The organism is Nocardiopsis yanglingensis (assembly GCF_045809185.1).
Lineage (GTDB): Bacteria > Pseudomonadota > Gammaproteobacteria > Xanthomonadales > Xanthomonadaceae > Stenotrophomonas > Stenotrophomonas yanglingensis.
Window position 1 is genome coordinate 19,893 of sequence record NZ_JBJNRH010000008.1, and the last position, 20,786, is coordinate 40,678.

Here is a 20,786-nt window from a genome sequence, read left to right on the forward strand (position 1 = left end):
CATGGCGTGGATCTACCGGGCGGACGGGGGCGCCTTGCGGATCAAGGCCCGACGCCCCCGCTGTCCGCCTCAGAAGGTGAACACGTACTCCAACGCGAACTCGCGGCCGACCGCACCCAGCAACCGGGTCGGGGCGAAATCGTAGTCCAGCTTGTACGGGTCCTTGTGGTTCCAGCTGGCCGAATTGAACGCGTTGTTGACGTAGACGTTGACCTTGGCGTGCTCGGTCACCTGGTAGCCCACGTTGAAGTTCCAGGTGATGAACGGCCCGACCCGCCCGTAGTAGCGCGCCGTCTGCTGGCCGGCGTTGGGATTCGGGTTCACCGAACCATCCGGCAGCCGCACCGGCTCCAGGCAGTTCAGCGACGGGCTGTCGCTGGGCACGTAGCCATCGGCGAACGGCAGGCAGCCACCGGGGTTGTCCAGGCGGTCAGTGCCCCAGTGATAGCGCACGCCCGGCACCGAACCGATACGGTCGGCATAGACATTGGCATTCCAGTTGCCGCGCTGCCAGGCCAGGCTCGCGCGCAGCTTGCTGCGCAGGTCGCGGTCGCGGCGTTCCGGGTTCGGGTCGTTGGCGTAACGCTGTTCCTTGGTCGAGATCTGGTTGGTGTAATTCACCCCCAGCTGGAAGCTGCCCCACTGCGCGGTCTCCAGACGGTAGCGCGCGGTCAGGTCGATGCCGCGCACCTCGCGGCTGGCCAGGTTGAACGGGCCGCGCTCGATCGATACCAGACGGCCGTTGCTGTCACGGTTCACGCGGGCCAGGATGCCGGCGCAATACTCGCCACCGGCCGGATTGGCCCACGGCGTACCGTCCATGTTCTTGCCGGTCAGGCAGCCCGCTTCGCTGGCCAGCACCTCGTCGGCGCCGACGTCGACGATCATGTCTTCCAGCTTGATCGCCCAGTAGTCGGCGCTGACCGACAGATTGGGCATCACATCCCAGACGAAACCGACCGTCCACGAATCGCCGGTTTCCGAACGCAGCAGCGGCGTGCCGCGCCGGTTCACATCGAACGTGTACCAGACATCGGTGTTGCCCACGCCGCAATTGTTGACCAGGTAGGCACCGCTCTGGATGCAGCGCAGGCGGTCATAGGTCTGCACTTCGGAGCTGCTCGGTTGGCCGAGCAGGTAGTGCATGTCCGGCGCATGGAAGCTGGTGGCATACGAGCCACGCACCAGCAGCGACTCCACCGGGCGCCATTCCAGGCCGACATTCCAGGTGGTCTCCTTCTGGCTGCCGATGTCCAGCGCCTCGCTGCTGTCGTCGGCCTTGTAGCTGCCATAGCGGTCGTAGCGCGCGGCCGCAGTAGCGGTCACACTTTCCAGCAGCGGAATCTTGAACTCGACGCCGGCCGAATAGCGGGTGCGCTCGCCGCCGCCGCGATCGACGTTCTGCAGGTCGAAATCGATGCCGGCGCGCGGGTCCGGACTGAGGTGGTAGCCCTGCTGCGCGACTTCAGCCACGGCGGCGAACGAGATCGGGCCGGCCCAGCCCTGGAACAGTTCGCCGGTGATGTCCGCCGACGCCTGGTTGACCCATGAGGACGCACGGTTCTTCGCCACCGTGCCCATCTGCCAGTACTGGTCCGGCGTCAGCGGGTTCCACCAGCGCGATTCGTTCAGTGCGTAGATCGCCTCGCCGTCGGCGGTGGTGCCCAGCTTCGGGCCGAGGAAATAGTCGTACGACTTCTGCTTGTCGACCACGTTCTGCCGCTCTTCAACGCGGTAGTAGGAACGGCCCACCGTGGCGCTCCAGTCGAAGCGATCGGCCAGGCGACCACGCAGGCCCGCACTCCAGTCCCAGGACAGTTCGCGGTTGGTGTTGCGCAGCGTATCCAGGCCGCCCACCTCGTTCGGAGTGAACTGGCGCACGCCGAGGATCGGGCGGTTGCGGTTGGCGTCCCAGTAGTAGCCGTTGTCATCGTCGATCAGCGACACGCCAGGTGGATTGGTGCCCCAGATCGCCTCGGAACGGTACACCGCCAGGTTGGTCCAGGCCTGCAGGTCATTGCTGAAATCGAAGGTGGCATACAGGTTGCCGGACACGTTCTCGGCGCCGCCGGTGAGCAGCCAGTTGGCGTAGTCGGCGCTCATGCCGCACAGGCGGCCGGTGTTGCTGATGGTGTTGGCGGCGTAGTTGTAGACCAGGCGATCGGCGGTGTAGTACTCGCCATCGAACTTCTCGCAGGTGCCGGTGGGCGGCGCCAGGCGCTGGCCTGTGGTCGGATCGATCAGCGCCAGGCCGGCGGTGGGACGGAAGCCGACCTTGCGCTGCTCCATGTTCCAGGACGCGTACGGTGCGTCGTCGGCATCGTCCATCTGCGGGCGATCACGGCCGAACAGCGGATCGCGCTTGGTGTACTGCAGCGCGTAGGTCACGCTCCAGTTGTCGCCGGTCCTGCCGCCGGCCCAGGACAGATCCCAGGTATCGCGGCCGCCTTCGGTGGAGGTGCCACCGCGCACGCGTACTTCGTCACCGTCGTAGTTGGTTTTCAGGATGACGTTGACCACGCCGGCGATCGCATCGGAACCATAGATGGCCGAGGCACCACCGGTCAGCACTTCGATGCGCTCCACCGCAGCAGCGGGAATGTTGCCGTAGTTGGAGAAGTTGGTTTCGCCACCGTAGGGCAGCGGGTAGTCCGCTACACGGCGACCGTTGACCAGCAGCAGTGAGCGGTTCGGCCCCATCCCGCGCAGGTTCAGGCCGCTGGCATTGGGCGTATGCGAGCCCCACTGCGAGGCGGCTTCAACGGTGCCGGTGGCTTCAGTGAGCGTCTTCAGCGCGTCGTACACGCTGACGAAGCCTTCCTTCTGGATCTGTGCGGCGGTGATCACGTTGACCGGCGCCGGGCCTTCAACGCTGGCGCGCTTGATGCGCGAACCGGTGACGGTGACCGCATCGAGATCCTTGGTGGACGAGTTGGCGGCCTCCTGCGCACTGGCAGCCAGGGGCAGCAGGGCCAGGACCAAGGCCTGGGACAGCAGGTGACGGCGCTTGCGGACGATCTGAGCCATGGGTGGTTGCTCTTCGAAAGTGTGGACGCACGGACGGGTGGTGGCGCGGCACTACGGCTGATCCGGGCACCTGGATCGGTTCAAGACCGATACGGCGCCCTCCCCTGTGGATCGATCCAAACTAAAGCACAGCTGAACCGCGCCGGGCATGCGGCGACGCAGCAATACGTGGCGTAATGCTGTTATCGGCTGCAGGTATCCAGAACAATCAAAGAGTTGCGAAACATCGCTGAGAGGAAGGCGCACACGTCAATGACATGATCGCGACAATCGCGCGCGGAACTGTTTTGTCCGCCCTCAGCGATTCCGCTCTCCTGGTTGAGTCGGGACGAAGTGGTCATTTCGGAGGGCGTAGTGGCTCGACGCATCGCCTCCGGGTCCGATACCCCACCACTCGATGGTGAACCCGTCGCCCTGCCAGATGACAGAGGAAAAGTCGGATTCACTGTGGGGTCGCCCTGAGTTCTGGCTGGCCAGAGACAGGGTCTCAAGGCAGCTGCTGATCAATACCCTGCCGCGCTCAATGGGCTTCGGCGGGGTCAATTCGTAGACGAATAGATGGATCTCGCGCCCCGCGCCACAGAGCCCCATGGGGTTGGAAGCGTTTGAATTGAACACCTGATAGAGCGCGCGAAAGCGCTTCTCCCCGATCCGATGTACCCGCGTGTCGACGAACGCGCCTGTAGCAGCGGGTGCCAGCGTCACGCCGCCCAGCACAGCGTCGATGCTGCCTCCCTCAAGGCCGATCGCCTTCCATATCAGCATTGGTGGCTGTCCCTCCCCTGCAGCTATTGCGACGGCTGGCGGCAAGCAGAGAAGTAGCAGGAGCAGTCGAGACATGCGGAAGGAGGATCATTGCCACGGGGAGTTGGACCCCACTGTCGATAATCCTGGCTTGATGGTCCACTCGGAAGCACGGATGCCCCAGCATTCCGCCGTTTGCCGAATGAACTGGCCATCCGCGCGCGTCAGAAGCGTCACTTTTCGGCACGCGTGAGCATCCGGCTGGGGTCAGAGCCCTTCTGCGAAGGGATCCGACCCCGGGCAATGCCCGACGGATTCGATCAGCTGTCCAGCGCCTGCCGCAGCGCGGCTACGGTGGCAGTGGCGGTCTGGCTCCAGTCCGGGTCCAACCCTCGCAAAGCCGGGTTCTGGAACTGCATCGCCGAGCGCCGCAGGCCCTTGGCCGAGGCGTGCAGTTCGGTGCAGCCGGTCTGCCGTGCGACGGTTGCGATGTTGCCCGGTGCCAATCCGGCGCCGGCCATCACCGTGATGCGGCCCGCTGCCTGGGTAACGAGGCCTGCCAGCACATCGGCACCGGCCTCGGCACTGACCTGGCCGCCCGAGGTCAGCACGCGCTGGCAGCCCAGTCCGATCACCTGCTCCAGCGCTGCGGGCAGATCACGGGCAGCATCAAAGGCACGATGGAAGGTCACCTGCAATGGCCCGGCGGCCCGCACAAGTTCACGGCACAGCGCCACATCGATGCCGCCCTGCACATCCAGCGCACCGATCACCACGCCATCGCAGCCCAACGCGCGGCACTGCGCAATGTCACGCAGCATCAGTTCGGCTTCCAGCGCGTCGTAGTGGAAGTCGCCCGGGCGTGGCCGCACCAGCACGAACAGCGGAATCGACAGGCGTTCGCGGGCGATCGCAATGCTGGCGAACGACGGCGTGGTACCGCCCTCGGCCAGGTTGTCGAACAGCTCGATGCGGTCGGCGCCGCCGGCCTGCGCGGCCAGCGCCGACGCCAGCGAGTTGCTGGCGATTTCCAGAGCGAGCCGCGTACTCACGCCTGGGTGCTCGTGTAGATCGACGGAGAATCACGCAGATCGTCCTGGCGCTGCGCATCGCACACGGCGTAGACAAAACCGCGATGCAGCGCGTAAGCGCCCACCTCCCCCTGCTTGTTCATGGCCAGGAAGCAGACCTGCAGTGTCTTGCTCGCTTCCGGACGCTTGCGCACCACGCGGTCGATTGCTTCGCGGCAGGCCTGCGCCGGCGAGCGCCCCTGGCGCATCAGCTCGACCACCAGGAACGAAGCGGCGTTGCGGATCATCTCCTCACCCACGCCCGAGGCGGTGGCCGCACCCACGTCGTTGTCGACGTACAGGCCGGCACCGATGATCGGGCTGTCGCCGACGCGGCCGCGCAGTTTCCACGCCATGCCGCTGGTGGTGCAGGCACCGGCCAGGTGGCCCTTGGCATCCAGCGCCAGCATGCCGATGGTGTCGTGGTTGTCGCTGTTGCCGGGAATACCACGGCGCTCGGCATTGATCTGCGGCTGGTACTTCTCGGTCTTCAACCACTCGCGCCAGGCGGCTTCGGCCTGCGGCGTCAGCAGATGCCTGCGCTCGAAACCCTGCTGCACCGCGAACTGCTGCGCGCCCTCGCCCACCAGCAGCACGTGCGGGCTGTTCTCCATCACTTTGCGGGCCACCGACACCGGATGCAGGATGTCGACCAGCGCGGCCACTGCACCACAACGGCCATCGCCGTCCATGATGCTCGCGTCCAGGCTCAGCACGCCGTCGCGATCCGGGTTGCCGCAATGGCCGACGGTGGGGTTGCACAGCTCGCTCTCGGCCCAGCGTGCACCCGCCTCCACCGCATCCAGCGCGCTGCCACCCTGTGCCAGCACCTTCCATGCGGCCTGGTTGGCCGGCACGCCGAAGTCCCAGGTGGAAACCACCCTGGCCCCACCCTGCGTGCGCGCCTGCACGCCCGGCAATGCTGCCATGCCTGCAGCCAGTGCACCGGCCTGCAGGAACTGCCTGCGATCCACCATCTTCCCCTCCCAGTCTGCAATGCACGGCCGGCCCGATGCCGGCCCTGCCGATCAGTCGTGCGTGGGTTGCCGCGCTGCGTGCCAGACCGCTGCACCGAGCACACCCAGCTGGCCATGCTCCACCCGCCACACCGGTACCTGGCGCAGCACCTCGGTCAGCACACCCTTGTTGAGGAAGCGCTCACGGAAGCGGCCATCGGCCAGGAAATCCTGCACATGCGCGGAAATGCCCCCGGCCAGGTACACCGAGCGAGCGGCGACGGCGATCGCTGCGTCGCCGGCAAGACTGCCCAGCCAGGCACAGAACACCTGCAGCGTTTCCACAGCGAGAGCGTCCTCACCGCTGCGGGCGGCACCGATCAGTGCTTCGGTGCTGGTCCACACCGGGGTGGCACCGCGCAGCTCGCACAGGCACGGATACAGATTCATCAGGCCGCTGCCAGAAAGCACGCGCTCGTTGTCCACGTGCGTCCAGCGCTGCAGCAGCTTGCCCAGCACCTGCAGTTCCAGCGTGTTGCCGGCGCCGAGTGCGGCATGGCCGATCTCGCTGGCCAGCACCGGGCGCTCGCCATCGGCAAAGCGCAGCGCGGCGCCCAGGCCGGTACCCGCGCCCAGCACCAGCGCCGGGAAGGCCTGCGCCGGATCGGCGTCGCCGTTCAGTGGCACCAGCGTTTCGGGCTGCAGGTAAGGGATGGCCAGCGCCACGGCTTCGAAATCGTTGATCAGCTGCAGTTCGCCCAGCCCGGACTGCGCGCGGGTGGCCGACAGCGAGACCGTCCACGGCAGGTTCGAGTTGATCAGCACATCGCCATCGAGCAGGCCGGCGATGGCCACCACGGCGGTCTGCACCGGCTGGCCAAGGCCTGCGGTGAAATCGGCCAGGATCGCGGCCAGGCTGGAATGCTCGGCACAGGCATAGGTGCGATGGCTGCCCAGCAGCGGCGCCTGGCCGGGTTGGGTCTCAGCCAAGGCCAGGCGGGCGAAGGTGCCGCCGACATCGGCAACGACCAGATGGCGCGGAAGACCGCCGCGGGCGGAGTCGGAGGAAACCGGGGACGCTGCTGCGATGGTCACGCTGGCCTGCTTGGATCGATTGAATCGCCCCGATTCTCAGGCATCGGGGCGGCTTTGCCTAGCACGCCGATGGTTCAGGTTGGCCTATATGCCTTCCTGTTCGGCCACCTGCACGCCATCCACCAGCACGCGCAGGCGCTGCGGGCGGAAGCCGGCAAACAGCAGTGGCCGGGTGCGCTCGACCAGCACTTCGTGGCCGGCGATGTGGCGCAGCCACGACTGTACCAGCGAGAACGAGAAATGCGTGCCCGGATGCAGCGGGTGCTGCACCCAGACCTTCTCGGTGGCGCTCTGCAGCAGCATCGCGCCGGTGAACCAGTGGCGGCTGAGGGTCACCGGCGTGGTGCCGGCCATGAAGCGGATATCCATGCGGGGTCCTTTCGCGTTGGGCAGCGGCGCCCTGGATCAGGGCTGGGCAGCCTGCAGGCTGTAGCTGGTGGTGGCGGTGAACACTGCACCATCAGGCTGGGTGGAGCGTACCTCGACCTTGTGGCTGCCCACCGCCAGATCGGTCGGCAACGCGCCACGCCACAGGTGCGGCGATGCAGTGGCCTCCGGCGAGCGGTCGTAGCTGCGCAGATTTTTTGCAAGATCGTCGGCCACGTTCTCCACCATCAGGCGCGGATCGGGCTGGCTGACCTGCTTCATCGGCTGCCAGGCGCCACCATCGACGCGGTACTCGACCACGCTGGCGTCCTCACCCATGTAGACGTTGGCGTAGACACCCCACGCCGGATAGGCCCCCTGCCGCAGTACCTTCGGCGCGTGCAGGCCGATCTGCTCGCTGGCCGGCTTGCCGGCCACGCGGTACTGCAGTTTGTAGCTGCCATTGCCGGCCACGTCGAGCAACGCATAGCCCTTCGGTGTGCCATCGCTCATGGTGCTGTCCGGCACGCCAACGGCGTCCTTCACCCCCGACCAGAACGCACCGCAGTTGGCGCCCACGTTGTACTCGTGCAGCGGCTTTTCGCCATTCCAACCCTCGGCCTTGCCGTGGTAGACGTGCTGCTGGGTGTGGCTGTGGCCGCTGAGCACCAGCACGTTGCGGAAGTCCTTCAGCAGGTCGAACAGGCGCTGGCGGTCTGCATGGCGGAAGGTCTCGCGCCCGGGCGCGGCGTCGAACAGCGGGATGTGCATGCCCAGCACCAGCAGCCGGTCCTTGTGCAGGCCCTTCAGGTAGCCGGCAAGGAAGGCGAACTGGTCTTCGCGCAGGCCGCCGACGTACTTCGGCTTGGCCTTGGGGTCGTACACCACGTCGTCCAGGAACACGAAACTGGCACCGCCCTCTTCCACCGCATAGGTATCCGGGCCGTAGATGTTGCGCCAGCTGTCCAGCGAATGCTCATCGCTGGCGGCATCGAAATCGAGGTCGTGGTTGCCCGGCACATGGAACCACGGCACGCCAAGTTCGGTGGTGACCTTGTTGATCGCCGGATACAGGGTCAGGTCGTCGTTGACGATGTCACCCAGGGTGGTGCCCATGCGCGCCTTGGTCTGGCCGACCAGCGGCGCCACGATCGACTGCTGGTAGTAGCCGATGTCCTTCAGGCTGGCGGTCTGCGAATCGGTGAACACCAGCATCTGGAAACCACGGCGGCTGTCATGGCGATCCGCCTGCAGGGCGAAATCCCAGTTGCGGGTGACGTCGCTGGTGGCGGCGATGCCACCGTACTTCAGCGCCGGCGAGCCGTTCGGGCGGTAGTGGCGCCAGAACGACGGCAGACCGTCGGTCGCCTTCGGGAAGGCGTAGGCATCGGGCTTGATCACGAATACGGTCTGGCCGTCGCGCACCGGCAGGCTGTAGCTGCCGTCGGCGGCGGTCTTGACGATGGTCTCGCCGTTGGAAACCTGCACCCCGGCCAGGCCCGGATCGGTCGCACCGCGCCCGGGCCTGCCGTCGCGCTCCAGATAGACCTTGCCGCTGACCACGGTGTCCGCGGCCCAGGCCGGCGAGGTCAGCAACAGGCAGCACAGCCAGGCGGCAGGCAGTTTCATGGGCGGTCCGGGAAAGAAGAAGACCCCCTATTGTAGAGCCGAGCCATGCTCGGCTGCATTGCAGAGGTGGGTGCGGACCGTTGGTCCGCACGCCTTCCTCAACGATGACGCTTTTCCAGCACCGCCCGCGCATCATCCAGCGACAACCCGCGCGCGCGCAGCAGCACCAGCAGGTGATACAGCAGGTCCGAGGCCTCGCCCAGCAGCGCCTCGTCGTCCTGTGCCACCGCCGCCAGCGCCGTCTCCACGCCCTCCTCGCCCACCTTCTGCGCGATGCGGCGGATGCCGCCCTCGAACAGGCTGGTGGTGTAGCTGCCCGGCGGGCGCTGCGCCTCACGCATCGCCACCAGCTGGCCCAGCCCGCCCAGGAAGTCCTTCGGTGCCTGGTCGAAACAACTCTCGGCACCGGTATGGCAGGTTGGCCCGGCTGGGCGTGCCATCACCAGCAGCGTGTCGGCATCGCAGTCGACGCTGATTGACTGCACCACCAGCACGTTGCCGGACTGCTCACCCTTGGTCCACAACCGCTGCTTGCTGCGGCTGAAGAAGGTCATGTGACCGATGGCCAGCGTGGCCGCCAGCGATTCGGCGCTGACATAGCCCAGCATCAGCACCTGCAGGGTGTCTGCATCCTGCACCACGGCCGGCAGCAGGCCGTCGCCCTTGCCCCAGTCCAGCGCCTGCAACGCATCCAGCGACGGCCTCACTTCAATAGACATCCCGCACCTCGATCTGCTGTCCGCGCAGGTAGCGCTTCAATTCCGGAATGGCAATCGCGCCGCTGTGGAACACGCTGGCCGCCAACGCACCGTCGACATCTGCCTGATCAAAAGCTTCGGCGAAGTGCTCCATCGCACCGGCACCGCCGGAGGCGATCAGCGGCACCTGGCACAGGGCCCGCGCCTGCTGCAGCTGCACGACATCGTAGCCACGGCGTACGCCATCGCTGTCCATGCAGTTCAACACGATTTCACCAGCGCCACGCCGTTGTGCTTCGACGATCCAGTCCAGCGTGCGCAGCGGTACCGCCTGGGTCTTGTCCGGGTCGCCACTGAAACGGCGCACGCGCCACTGCCCATCGGCCTCGCGCACCGAATCGACACCGACCACCACGCACTGCACGCCGAACTCATCTGCCAGCTCGGTGATCAGCTCCGGGCGGCCCAGCGCGGGCGAGTTGATCGACACCTTGTCGGCACCGGCGAACAGCACGCGGCGCGCGGTTTCCACGCTGTCGATGCCACCGGCCACGCAGAACGGAATGTCGATCAAGCGTGCGATGCGCTCGATCCAGGCGACGTCGACCGAACGTGCCTCAGGGCTGGCGCCGATGTCATAGAACACCAGCTCGTCGGCACCCTGGTCGCGGTAGCGCTGCGCCAATTCGGCGATGTCACCCATGTCGACGTGGTCGCGGAAGCGCACACCCTTGACCACGCGACCATCGCGCACGTCCAGGCACGGAATGATGCGTCGGCTCAACATGCCAGCGCCTCCGCCAGGTCCATGCGCTGCTCCAGCAGGGCCTTGCCGAGGATGGCACCGCCGCAGCCGGCAGCACGCGCCTCGGCCACATCGGCCACGTCGCGGATGCCACCGGAAGCCTGCACGGCCACGCCCGGCAGCAGCGCCGACAGGTGCGCGTACAGACTGATATTGGGCCCGGCCAGCATGCCGTCGCGGGCAATGTCGGTACACAGCAGGTGGCGCATGCCAGCGCGCGCATAGCGCTGGGCCAGATCATCCAGGGTCACCCCGGCGTTCTCGGTCCAGCCGTGCACCGGCAGCTGCCATTGGCCCTGCGCGTCCTGACGGGCATCCAGCGCGATGGTGATGCGCTCGGCGCCGAACTCCTCCAGCCAGCCGACCACTTCATCGGGGCGGCGCACCGCTAGCGAACCCACCACCACGCGGCCAGCGCCGGCATCGAGGATGCGCGCCACATCGTCGCGGCCGCGCACGCCACCGCCGGTCTGCACCTGCAGCGGCGTCTGCGCACGGATCGACGCCAGCAGCGGCGCAAGGGTGTAGCCACCGGCACGCGCAGCGTCCAGGTCGACCAGATGCATCCACTGCGCGCCCTGCGCAGCGAAGGCCTGTGCGCGCGGCAGCGGATCGTCGCCATACGAGGTTTCCTGCGCGTAGTCACCCTGGCGCAGCCGCACCACGCGGCCGTCGCGGATATCCAGCGCGGGGTAGACGATGAAACTCATGCAGCAGTGCCCTCGAGGAAGTTGCGCAGCATCAGCGAACCGGTCTCGCCGGAGCGCTCGGGGTGGAACTGTGCGCCGTAGTAACGCCCCTGCTCCACCACGGCAGTGAACAGGCCACCGTGGTCGCAGGCAGCGACGGTGTGGGTATTGAGCGGTGCCGCATAGCTGTGCACGAAGTAGGCGCTGGCGCGCTCCGGCACACCGCGAAGCAGCAGCGATTCGCGCAGCGGGAGCAGGCGGTTCCAGCCCATGTGCGGCACGCGTATGCCGCAGGCCGGCACCAGCTTGCGCACCACGCCGGGAATCAGTCCCAGCGCTTCTACGCCGGCCTCTTCGGAGCGTTCGAACAGCAGCTGCATGCCCAGGCAGATGCCCATCAGCGGCACCTCCAGTCGCTGCAACGGCTCCACCAGGCCCTGCGCGTGCAGGCGCTGCATGCCAGGACCGGCGGCGCCGACGCCGGGCAGGATCACCCGCTGCGCACCGACCAGACCGTCCGCATCGCGCACCAGCCGCACCGTCGCGCCCAGGCGCTCCAATGCGTAGCGCACCGAGCCCAGGTTGGCACCGCCGGCGTCGATCAGCGCAACGTCGCTCACAGCGCCCCCTTGGTGCTCGGCAGTGCCGTGCCCTGGCGGGCCAATGCCGGGCGCAGCGCGCGCGCCAGTGCCTTGAAGCAGGCCTCGACCTTGTGGTGGTCATTGTCGCCGCGCACCTGCAGGTTGAGGTTCAGGCCGCTGGCGTCGCACAGCGAACGGAAGAAGTGCGGCACCAGCTCGGTCGGCATATCGCCCACCCGCTCACGCTTGAACTCGCCCTCGAACACGAAGTACGGGCGACCGCTGAAATCCAACGCGGCGCTGGCCAGGGTCTCGTCCATCGGCAGGGTGAAGCCGTAGCGGCCGATGCCGCGCTTGTCGCCCAGCGCCTCGCGCAGGGCCTGACCCAGCGCCAGCCCGGTGTCCTCGATGGTGTGGTGCTCGTCGATGTGCAGGTCGCCCTCAGCCTGGATGTCCAGCGCGAACCCGCCGTGCTTGCCGATCTGTTCCAGCATGTGGTCGAAGAACGGCAGTCCGGTGGCGATGCGCGCATCACCGGCGCGGTCCAGATCCAGTTCGACGCGGATCTTCGTCTCTTTGGTGTTGCGCTGGACCACAGCGGTGCGCGGCGCGTCGGCCAGCGCGTGAGCGATGCCCGGCCAGTCCCACTCGCCACCGAACTGCTCGGTGCGCAGCTGGAAGCCACGGATGTTGAGGTTGTCGGCGAACTGCAGGTCGGTGATGCGGTCACCAACCATGCCCGAGCGCGCCCAGTCAATGCTGCGGTCCTGCAGGTAGGCAGTCATCAGGCCGATGCCCGGCTTGCGGGTGGGCGCTTTGTCCTGCGGCCAGCTGCAGTCGATCAGCACGTCACGGAAGGTGATGCCCTGGCTTTCGAAGATCTGCAGCATCAGCTCATTGGGGCCATCGAAGCTGGCGCGCGGGTAGCTGTCGCTGCCGAGGCCATCCTGGTTGGTGACGATCACGAACTGGTAGCCGGCATCCCGCAGCTTCAGCAGCGCCGGGATCACCTGCGGCACGAAGCGCAGCTTCTCGTAGGCGTCGATCTGGAAATCGGACGGCTCCTCGATGACGGTGCCGTCGCGGTCGATGAACAGGATCGGGGTCATGCTGCGGCCCTCCGCGCCGACAGGGCCGCAAGCACGCGGTCGTTCTCTTCGGGGCTGCCGATGCTGATGCGCAGCGCGTCGCCCAGCTGCGGCGCGGCGCGCTGGTCGCGCACCACCACACCGGCATCCAGCAAGGTGTCGAACGCTGCCTGCGCATCGGCGAAGCGCACCAGCAGGTAGTTGCCGGACGAGCGGTACACGCGACGAACGCCGGGCAGGCCAGGCAGCGCCGCGGACAGGCGTTCGCGCTCGGCGATGACCATGGCCACGCGCTCGGCGGTGCGTGCCAGCGCGGCCGGCTGCAGTGCCTGCACGGCCAGCTCGGTGCACGGCGTCGGTACCGGGTACGGCGCCTGGCAGCGGCGCAGCACGGCAATCAGTTCCGGGGCGGCGATCAGGGTACCAATGCGAGCGGCGGCGAGTGCGTGTGCCTTCGACAGCGTGCGCAGCACCGCCAGGTTCGCATGCGCGGCCAGCAGCGTGGCCGCCGACGGGCGCTGCGCATACTCGACATAGGCCTCGTCCACCACCACCAGCGCCTGCCCGCGCAAGGCAACCGCCACGCGCTCGACCTCGTCAAGGGTAATATCGCTGCCGGCCGGGTTGGACGGTGCACACAGGAACACCAGCTTGGCGCCCTCCGTCTGTGCCGTGTCGATGACCGCGTCGAGGTCGGCACACAGGCCGTCTTCGCCATCGACCAGCGGCACGTCGATCAGCGGCGCACCCTGCAGGCGTGCACAGACTGCGTACATGCCGAACACTGGCGAGGTGACCAGCACGCCATCGCGGCCCGGCACGCACAAGGCACGCACCAGCAGATCGATGGCTTCGTCGCTGCCACGGCCGACCAGCAATTGTTGTGGCGCTACGCCATACAGCGCAGCCAGGCCTTCGCGCAACGCCAGCGGCTGTGGCTCCGGATAGCGCCGGCTGCTGCCCGCCCTATCCGCTGGATTGGCCCAGGCCGATTCGTTGGCATTCAACCAGACCTCGCCCTGTACCGCCGCACTGCGCGCCGAACTGTAGCCGGCGAAGGCCTGCAGGTCCGGGCGCACCAGTGCCAGCACCTGATCGATAGCCGCGTTCATGCCGCCACCTCCATGCGCAGTGCCACGGCACGCTCATGCGCATCCAGGCCTTCGGCGCTGGCGATGATGCGCGCGCAGCCGCCGATTGCCGCCAGTCCAGCAGCGCTGGCGCTCTGCACGCTGATCAGATTCTGGAAGCTGGCCACGCTGACGCCGCTGTAGGCGCGCGCGGCACCGGCCGTCGGCAGCACGTGGTTGGTACCGCTGCAGTAGTCACCCAGTGCTTCGGGGGTGTAATCGCCCAGAAACACCGAGCCGGCCGCATGCACCTGGCTCAGCCAATCGCGCGGTTCGCGCAACGCCAGGATCAAGTGCTCGGGCGCATAGCGGTTGCTGATCGCGAAGGCCTCGTCCAGCGAATCGACCTGGATCAGCCGCGACGCCGACAACGCCTGTCGCGCGATCTGCTGGCGCGGCAGCAAGGCAACCTGGCGCTCCACTTCAGCTTCAACCGCCGCCAGCATCGCGGCATCGTCGGTCAACAGCAGTACCTGCGAGTCCGGGCCATGCTCGGCCTGCGACAGCAGGTCAGCCGCCACGAAAGCGGGATTGGCACCGGCGTCGGCAATCACCAGCACCTCCGACGGACCGGCCGGCATGTCGATGGCGGCGGCGCCATCCTGCGCCACCTGCTGCTTGGCCTCGGTGACGAAACTGTTGCCCGGCCCGAACAGCTTGTCGCAGGCCGGAATGCTTGCCGTGCCGTAGGCCATCGCTGCGATGGCCTGGGCACCGCCCAGCTTGAACACGCGCTGCACGCCGGTCAGGCGCGCGGCTACCAGCACGGCCGGATCGGCGCTGCCGTCGGCGCGCGGCGGCGTGCACAGCACGACCTGCGGGCACCCAGCCAGCTGCGCCGGCACGCCCAGCATCAACGCAGTGGACGGCAGCGGCGCGCTGCCCGCCGGCACATACAGACCCACCCGGCCGATCGGACGCAGCATGCGTTCGCAGACCACGCCCGGCGCGGTTTCAACTGCATAGCCTTTGCCCATGCCAGCGGCGTGGAAACGGGCGATGCGTTCGGCGGCTTCCACCATCGCCTGTCGCAGTTCGGCGGGCACTGCGGCTTCGGCAGCGGCGAATTCGGCTTCGGAAACTTCAAACGAGGCCAACTCGACACCGTCGAAACGTGCAGTAATCGCACGCAATGCGTCGTCGCCCAGCGCGCGCACCTGTGCAATCAGGGCCGCCACCGCATCGCGGGTCTGCTGCGCCACGGTCTGCACCGGGCGGGTCAGCGCCGCGCCGCGCGCGGTCTCATCAAGTCGGGACCAGATCAGACGGTTCATGCCAGCGACCGCTCCACGCTCAGTACCATCAGGCCCTGCGCGCCGGCGCGCTCGAGTTCTTCCATGCGCTGCCAGCTCAGTGGGCCCGGGCACATGGTCTGCAGGCGCAGCGCGCCGCCATCGGCCGGCAACCGCACCAGCGGCTCGGCATCGGCCAGCAGCTGCGACAGCGCGTCGACGCGATCCTCGCTGGCGCGGAACATCAGCAGCTTGCGGTCCTGGCGCTGCACCACGCCGTCCAGGCGGCGTAGCAGCATCGCGCGCAGCGATGCACGCGCATCATCCGGCACGCGCACCGCACCGGCCAGCACCGCCTCGCTGTCGAGCAGGTTGTGCACCGGGGTCAGCTGGTTGGCACGCAGGGTGGCGCCGCTGGAGACCAGATCGCAGATCAGGTCGGCAGTACCCAGTCGCGGGGCGATCTCCACCGAACCGGACAGCTCGACCACCTGTGCGTCCACGCCCTGCTCGGCCAGCCACTGCTTGAGGATGGCCGGGTAGCTGGTCGCGATGCGGGTGCCGGCCAGCTGCGCCGGACCCTGCCACTGCCATTCCTCGGGCACCGCCAGCATCAGCCGGCACTGGCCGAAGCCCAACCCACGCAGCGCCTGGTAGGCGTCAGGCAGGCCGATCTGACGGCGTGCCGCGGCCTGCTCATCCAGTTCATTGCGGCCGACGATGCCGAGGTCGCAGACGCCGTCGGCGATCAGGCCCGGGATGTCGTCGTCGCGCACCAGCAACAGGTCCACCGGCAGCGATTCGCCGTAGCAGAACAGCTTGTCGCGGCTCTCGCGCCAGCTCAGGCCACAGGCGCTGAGCAGATTGCGGGCGGGCTCGGCCAATCGGCCACTCTTCTGGATGGCGATACGCAGCCGGTCTCGTGCCGGGGCTGCCTGGGTTGCACTCATGGGGGAGGTCTCGAAGTTCGGAACGGGGCGCGGATCAGCGCGAAGCAAGGCGGTCGATGGCGGCGGCATAGCCTCGATGGCCATGCTCGAGCGTGCGTGCCACCCGTCCGGTGGTGGTCACGCTGACGCCCGTGCGCTCGTGGATCTCGCGGTACGGCACGCCCTGCTGCAGCAGCGGCACCACCTTCCAGCGGTCGGCCATGGCTTCCAGTTCGGCGGGGGTGCACAGATCGCGCAGGAAGGCTTCGACCTGTTCCGGCTCTCGCAGGGCGGCAAAGGCCCGGGCCAGGGCTTCCAGGTCGGCCTTCGGGTCTTTGGCGGCAATCTCGGGGCGGGCTTTCACGGGGTCGTATCCATGCATCAATGTAATAGCGCGTTAGTACATTAGCGCATTCTTGCGCGGTGCGTCAAATCGAGGGCTGAGGGGGCGGCAGGGCTGCTGCCCTGCACCCGCAGAGGCAAGAGCCAGAGCAACAGCAAAAGCCGGTTTCCTGAGCGTTGGCGGGCAGGGTCCGGTGGCAGGGGTCGCCGTAAACCCGTCCATGGGGGCTTGGTCGCGGCATCCATGCCGCTCACACCCCTGCCACCGAACCCTCCCCGCATTCGACAGTTGGCCGCGATCTGCTGGATCTCGCTGGGAAAGCAATCGAGAACGGCTTTTGTAGAGTCGAGCCATGCTCGACTGCGCTTCGTCCAGAAACGCAGAACGCCCACCAAAGGGCGGGCGTTCTGCTTTCAAATCAACAACCTGGCCCGTTTCAGGGCAGGCAACGCACCTCGACCTGCAGCGCCCCGCGCCGCAGGCATTCGCCGAACAGGCTGCCCTGCCGGCTCGGCAGGGACTGGATGTTCTGCAACACCCCTCCGCCCGCCGGGCATTTCCGCAAAGCCAGGGCCTGCAGGTCGCCCTCCAGCTGCGCGCGGTCGATCACGTGGCAGCGATCGACCAGCAGCCGGTAGTGTGCCGGGCCCATCCGGGCACTGCGCAGCACCGGGTCACTCTGGCAGCCCGCCAGCAGGAGCACGCCAAGCACCCCTGCGGCGGCCGGCTTCACACCATCGCCTTGGACTGCTCCAGCTCCACCAGCAGGGTGCTGGCCAGCTCGTCGCGCGACACTTCGAACTGCTGCTCGCGCAGCAGATCCTTCACCGCCACCACGCCGCGCGCCAGCTCGTCTTCACCGGCCAGCACCACGAAGCGGATGCCAGCCTTGGCCGCGTACTGGAACTGCTTGCCAATCTTCTTCGGCTCCATCTGCACTTCGGTGTTGATGCCACCGGCGCGCAGGCGACGGGCGATGTCCAACGACTGCGGCATGCCCTGCTCGTCCATCAGCGCCACCAGCGCCTGCACACTGCTGGCTTCGATGCCGTCGATCAGGCCAGCCTCGCGCAGCTGCCAGAACAGACGCGACAGGCCGATGGAGATGCCCACGCCCGGCAGCTTCGACTTGCTGTAGTGGCTGGCCAGGTCTTCGTAACGGCCGCCCGAGCAGATCGACCCGATCTGCGGGTGGTCGGTCAGCGTGGTCTCGTAGACAGTGCCGGTGTAGTAGTCCAGGCCGCGCGCAATCGAGAAATTCAGGCAATAGGCGGTTTCCGGCACGCCCAGCGCCTGCACCAGCTGCAGCACTTCGCGCAGTTCAGCGACACCGGTACGCAGGATCTCCGAAGAACCGGCGTCGGCTTCCAGCGTGGCCAGCTGCGCCAGCGCATCGGCATGGCCCTGCGAACGCACGGCGACGAACGCCAGGATCTTCTCGACCTGTTCTGCCGGGATGTTGAAGCCCTCGCCCACCAGCGTCTCGCGAACATAGTCGGCGCCGCGCTTGTCCAGCTTGTCCACTTCGCGCAGCACCGCCAGCTGGCGCTCGCCTTCGGCCACGCCCAGGCTCTCGAAGAAGCCGCGCATCAGCTTGCGGTTGTTCAGCTGGATGCTGAAGTCACCGATGCGCAGTTCCGAGAACACCGCATGGATGACCGCCAGCACTTCAGCGTCGTAACGCACGCTCAGGCTGTCCTTGCCGATCACGTCGATGTCGCACTGGTAAAACTCGCGGAAACGGCCGCGCTGGGCACGCTCGCCACGGTAGACGCGCTGCATCTGGTAACGACGGAACGGGAAGGTCAGTTCGTGTTCGTGCTCGGCCACGTAGCGTGCCAGCGGCACGGTCAGGTCGAAGCGCAGCGCCATTTCCGGCAGCGAACGGTCGCCCGACTCGGCCGCGTTCGCCAGCGCCCCGGTGGACTGCACGAAGTACACCTGGCGCTCGGTCTCGCCACCGGACTTGGTCAGCAGCACGTCGGACAGCTCGAACACCGGCGTCTCCACCGGCAGGAACCCGAAGCGCTCGTAGTTGCGGCGGATGACGTCCAGCATGCGCTGGAACGCAATCTGCTCGCGCGGCAGCAGTTCAAGGGTGCCGGGCGGGGTACGGGGCTTGATCACGGGCGGAACTCCTGCTGGAACGGGACGTGGGAGGGGGCGACATTCTAGCGCCCCCGCCTCGGGCAGGGTCGAACGGCCGCTTGAAGTATCATAAGGCCCTCCCCGCCCGCGATACGCCCCCCGCAACATGTCACGGCCTTCCGGCGCTCCGCCCGCCACCAACGATCCCGCCTCGCCGTCCTGCACCACGCTGGACTGCCTGCACTGCTCGGTTCGCCACCTTGCGGTGTGCTCGGCGCTGTCGCCCGATGAAGTACAGGCGCTGGAGCAGGTCACCGTCTCGCAGCAGGTCAGCATGGGCAGCACGCTGGCCCGCACCGGTGAAGAGCGCGACCATGTCTATACATTGACCGGCGGCGCACTGCGCCTGGTGCGCACCCTGGCTGACGGCCGCCGTCAGATCAACGGCTTCGTGCTGCCCGGCGACTACCTGGGCCTGAGCGGCAGCGATCACCATCGCTACGACATCGAGGCCATCGCCGACAGCCGCGTATGCCGCGTCGCGCTGCCACAGATGAAGGCACTGCGCAGCCGTTTCCCGCACCTGGAGCGCAAGCTGCTGCAGCGTGCCTGCCAGGAACTGGATGCCGCGCAGGACGCCGCGCTGGCACTGGCGCGCCTGCAGCCGGCCGAGAAGCTGGCTGATTTCCTGCTGCGCCTGGCCGCGCGCGAGGCCAAGCTGGGTGGCGACGGCCTGCGCGTATCGCTGCCGATGGGCCGCGGCGATATCGCCGACCATCTGGGCCTGACCATGGAAACGGTCAGCCGCACCTTCACCAAGCTTCGCCAGCAGGGGTTGATCGCCCTGCCCCACCTGAACGTGGTGGAGATCCTCGACGAGGACGGGCTGCGCACGCTGGCCGGTGAAGGGTTGATCTGACCGTATCGCGGTCCGTGGGGTTGCCGGCCAGCGACCGGCACTACCCGAATGCATTTCCCTGGTAGTGCCGGCCGCTGGCCGGCAATCGCGTCCCTCTCCGATCAGCGCAGCAGCACGTCGCGCAACGCCGCGTAATCGGCCGCCAATGGCTCGGCGTGCGCCGGTCGCTGCAGCAATGCGTCCAATGCCGGCGGCACCGCCACTGCTTCGCCGATCAGCGGCTCGACCACAGCCTCGAACTTGGCCGGATGCGCAGTCGCCACCACCGCCCAGTCGCCCTTGGCACCGCGCGCGCGCAGGTCCTGCAGCACCTTCACCGCCGTCGCGGTATGCGGGCAGAACAGCTCGCCATTGCTGGCATGCGCCTCCGCAATCGTCGCGCGGATGGTCACGTCATCCACCGCGAACGCGCGGAACGCAGCACGCAGTTCCGCGTCGTCGCCGTGGTAGAGCCAGCGCAGTCGCTCGAAGTTGCTCGGCGCCCCCACATCCATTGCATTGGCCACCGTCGCCACACTGGCCTGCGGCTGGTAGTCGCCGCCATTGAAGTACGCCGGCAGCACCGCATTGGCATTGGTGGCCAGCACGATCTGCCCGATCGGCACGCCCAGCGCTCGCGCCAGCACGGCCGCCATCGCGTTGCCAAGATTGCCGGTCGGCACCACCAGGTTGAGCCGGCGACGATGCGCCGCGTAGTGGCTCAACGCCGCATGCGCGTAATAGCTCATCTGCGGTAGCAGTCGGCCCAGGCTGATGCTGTTGGCCGAGCTCAACGGCACCTGCGCCTGCAGTTCGCGGTCAGCCAGCGCCTGCTTGACCATCGCCTGGCAGTCGTCGAAGGCACCGGCCACGCGCAGCGCCTGGATGTTGTCCCCGAAGCAGCCGAGCTGATGCGCCTGCCGCGGAGATACGCGGCCATCCGGATACAGCACCACCACGCGCGCGCCCGGCTGGCGATGGAACGCCGCTGCCACCGCAGCCCCCGTGTCGCCGGAGGTGGCGACGACAATCGTCAGATCGCGGTCCTTGCCGGCCTGCAGCCGCGACAGCGTACCGGCCAGGAAGCGCGCGCCGATGTCCTTGAACGCCGCCGTCGGCCCATGGAACAGCTCCAGCACATGGTCACCGTTGCCCAGCGGGCGCAGCGGTACCGGGAAGTCGAACGCTTCGCGGCAGATCGCCGGAAGCGCGCTCTCAAGTGCGTCGCCAGCAAAGAACGGTGCCAGCAGATCGGCGGCGGTATTGGCCAGCGTCGGCCCGGCCTGCAGTTCGCGGGCGGCCGGCAGACGCTCGGGGACATACAGCCCGCCATCGGGTGCCAATCCGGCGGCGATCGCCGCGCTGAGGCCAACGGCCGGAGACTGGCCGCGGGTCGAAACAAATTGCATGGGTTCGGT

General features: G+C 67.5%; 20 protein-coding genes. 1 reads left to right on the forward strand and 19 read right to left on the reverse strand.

The window, feature by feature from the left end; translation table 11 throughout:
* Positions 1-69: 69 nt before the first annotated feature.
* The 18 genes from ACJ7C5_RS12240 to hisS all read right to left on the reverse strand — a co-directional run bounded on the left by ACJ7C5_RS12240 (position 70) and on the right by hisS (position 18,509).
* Positions 70-3,027 (reverse strand): TonB-dependent receptor plug domain-containing protein, encoded by a 2,958-nt coding sequence (locus ACJ7C5_RS12240; RefSeq protein WP_412704048.1) that lies wholly within the window; start codon positions 3,025-3,027, stop codon positions 70-72.
* Between the two features lie 297 nt (positions 3,028-3,324).
* Complete coding sequence (locus tag ACJ7C5_RS12245) at positions 3,325-3,792, reverse strand: hypothetical protein (RefSeq protein ID WP_412704049.1); 468 nt, start codon at positions 3,790-3,792, stop codon at positions 3,325-3,327.
* A 299-nt stretch (positions 3,793-4,091) separates the two neighbouring features.
* Complete coding sequence (locus tag ACJ7C5_RS12250) at positions 4,092-4,823, reverse strand: copper homeostasis protein CutC (RefSeq protein ID WP_412704050.1); 732 nt, start codon at positions 4,821-4,823, stop codon at positions 4,092-4,094.
* Positions 4,820-5,818 carry a glycosylasparaginase gene (locus ACJ7C5_RS12255; protein ID WP_106467886.1) on the reverse strand — a complete coding sequence of 333 codons (999 nt, stop codon included), beginning with the start codon at positions 5,816-5,818 and terminating at the stop codon, positions 4,820-4,822. Before ACJ7C5_RS12255 ends, ACJ7C5_RS12250 begins: the two co-directional genes overlap by 4 nt.
* 51 nt (positions 5,819-5,869) lie before the next feature.
* Complete coding sequence (locus ACJ7C5_RS12260) at positions 5,870-6,892, reverse strand: glucokinase (protein WP_412704051.1); 1,023 nt, start codon at positions 6,890-6,892, stop codon at positions 5,870-5,872.
* A gap of 84 nt (positions 6,893-6,976) precedes the next feature.
* The gene (locus ACJ7C5_RS12265; protein WP_125892820.1) at positions 6,977-7,261 is read right to left on the reverse strand and encodes a hypothetical protein; all 285 of its coding nucleotides are present in this window, start codon (positions 7,259-7,261) and stop codon (positions 6,977-6,979) included.
* A gap of 36 nt (positions 7,262-7,297) precedes the next feature.
* Positions 7,298-8,887, reverse strand: coding sequence for a calcineurin-like phosphoesterase C-terminal domain-containing protein (locus tag ACJ7C5_RS12270; protein WP_412704052.1), 1,590 nt, complete (start codon positions 8,885-8,887; stop codon positions 7,298-7,300).
* A gap of 98 nt (positions 8,888-8,985) precedes the next feature.
* Positions 8,986-9,606 (reverse strand): bifunctional phosphoribosyl-AMP cyclohydrolase/phosphoribosyl-ATP diphosphatase HisIE, encoded by a 621-nt coding sequence (gene hisIE / locus ACJ7C5_RS12275; RefSeq protein WP_014037012.1) that lies wholly within the window; start codon positions 9,604-9,606, stop codon positions 8,986-8,988.
* Positions 9,596-10,372 carry an imidazole glycerol phosphate synthase subunit HisF gene (hisF, locus tag ACJ7C5_RS12280; protein WP_005409431.1) on the reverse strand — a complete coding sequence of 259 codons (777 nt, stop codon included), beginning with the start codon at positions 10,370-10,372 and terminating at the stop codon, positions 9,596-9,598. Before hisF ends, hisIE begins: the two co-directional genes overlap by 11 nt.
* Entirely contained in the window at positions 10,366-11,100 is a 735-nt protein-coding gene (gene hisA, locus ACJ7C5_RS12285) for a 1-(5-phosphoribosyl)-5-[(5-phosphoribosylamino)methylideneamino]imidazole-4-carboxamide isomerase (RefSeq protein WP_412704053.1), read from the reverse strand. Before hisA ends, hisF begins: the two co-directional genes overlap by 7 nt.
* Positions 11,097-11,699, reverse strand: a complete 603-nt coding sequence (gene hisH, locus ACJ7C5_RS12290) for an imidazole glycerol phosphate synthase subunit HisH (protein WP_100472116.1) — start codon at positions 11,697-11,699, stop codon at positions 11,097-11,099. The genes hisA and hisH overlap by 4 nt, the downstream gene beginning before the upstream one ends.
* The gene (gene hisB / locus ACJ7C5_RS12295; RefSeq protein WP_412704054.1) at positions 11,696-12,769 is read right to left on the reverse strand and encodes a bifunctional histidinol-phosphatase/imidazoleglycerol-phosphate dehydratase HisB; all 1,074 of its coding nucleotides are present in this window, start codon (positions 12,767-12,769) and stop codon (positions 11,696-11,698) included. Before hisB ends, hisH begins: the two co-directional genes overlap by 4 nt.
* Positions 12,766-13,860, reverse strand: coding sequence for a histidinol-phosphate transaminase (gene hisC / locus ACJ7C5_RS12300; protein WP_412704055.1), 1,095 nt, complete (start codon positions 13,858-13,860; stop codon positions 12,766-12,768). Before hisC ends, hisB begins: the two co-directional genes overlap by 4 nt.
* Positions 13,857-15,152, reverse strand: coding sequence for a histidinol dehydrogenase (gene hisD / locus ACJ7C5_RS12305; RefSeq protein ID WP_412704056.1), 1,296 nt, complete (start codon positions 15,150-15,152; stop codon positions 13,857-13,859). Before hisD ends, hisC begins: the two co-directional genes overlap by 4 nt.
* Entirely contained in the window at positions 15,149-16,060 is a 912-nt protein-coding gene (hisG, locus tag ACJ7C5_RS12310) for an ATP phosphoribosyltransferase (protein WP_057497081.1), read from the reverse strand. The genes hisD and hisG overlap by 4 nt, the downstream gene beginning before the upstream one ends.
* Before the next feature lie 34 nt (positions 16,061-16,094).
* Positions 16,095-16,403, reverse strand: coding sequence for a YerC/YecD family TrpR-related protein (locus ACJ7C5_RS12315; protein ID WP_005416326.1), 309 nt, complete (start codon positions 16,401-16,403; stop codon positions 16,095-16,097).
* Positions 16,404-16,818: 415 nt separating this feature from the next.
* Positions 16,819-17,115 (reverse strand): hypothetical protein, encoded by a 297-nt coding sequence (locus tag ACJ7C5_RS12320; protein ID WP_412704057.1) that lies wholly within the window; start codon positions 17,113-17,115, stop codon positions 16,819-16,821.
* Positions 17,112-18,509: a histidine--tRNA ligase gene (gene hisS / locus ACJ7C5_RS12325; protein WP_014037003.1), complete on the reverse strand. Its 1,398-nt coding sequence runs from the start codon at positions 18,507-18,509 to the stop codon at positions 17,112-17,114. Before hisS ends, ACJ7C5_RS12320 begins: the two co-directional genes overlap by 4 nt.
* Positions 18,510-18,636: 127 nt before the next feature.
* Here hisS and ACJ7C5_RS12330 point away from each other — a divergent pair, with 127 nt between their 5' ends.
* Positions 18,637-19,389 (forward strand): Crp/Fnr family transcriptional regulator, encoded by a 753-nt coding sequence (locus tag ACJ7C5_RS12330; protein ID WP_032127414.1) that lies wholly within the window; start codon positions 18,637-18,639, stop codon positions 19,387-19,389.
* 101 nt (positions 19,390-19,490) lie between these two features.
* On the opposite strand, the gene thrC is transcribed toward ACJ7C5_RS12330, so the two are convergent.
* Positions 19,491-20,777: a threonine synthase gene (gene thrC, locus ACJ7C5_RS12335; protein WP_412704058.1), complete on the reverse strand. Its 1,287-nt coding sequence runs from the start codon at positions 20,775-20,777 to the stop codon at positions 19,491-19,493.
* Between the last annotated feature and the right edge of the window lie 9 nt (positions 20,778-20,786).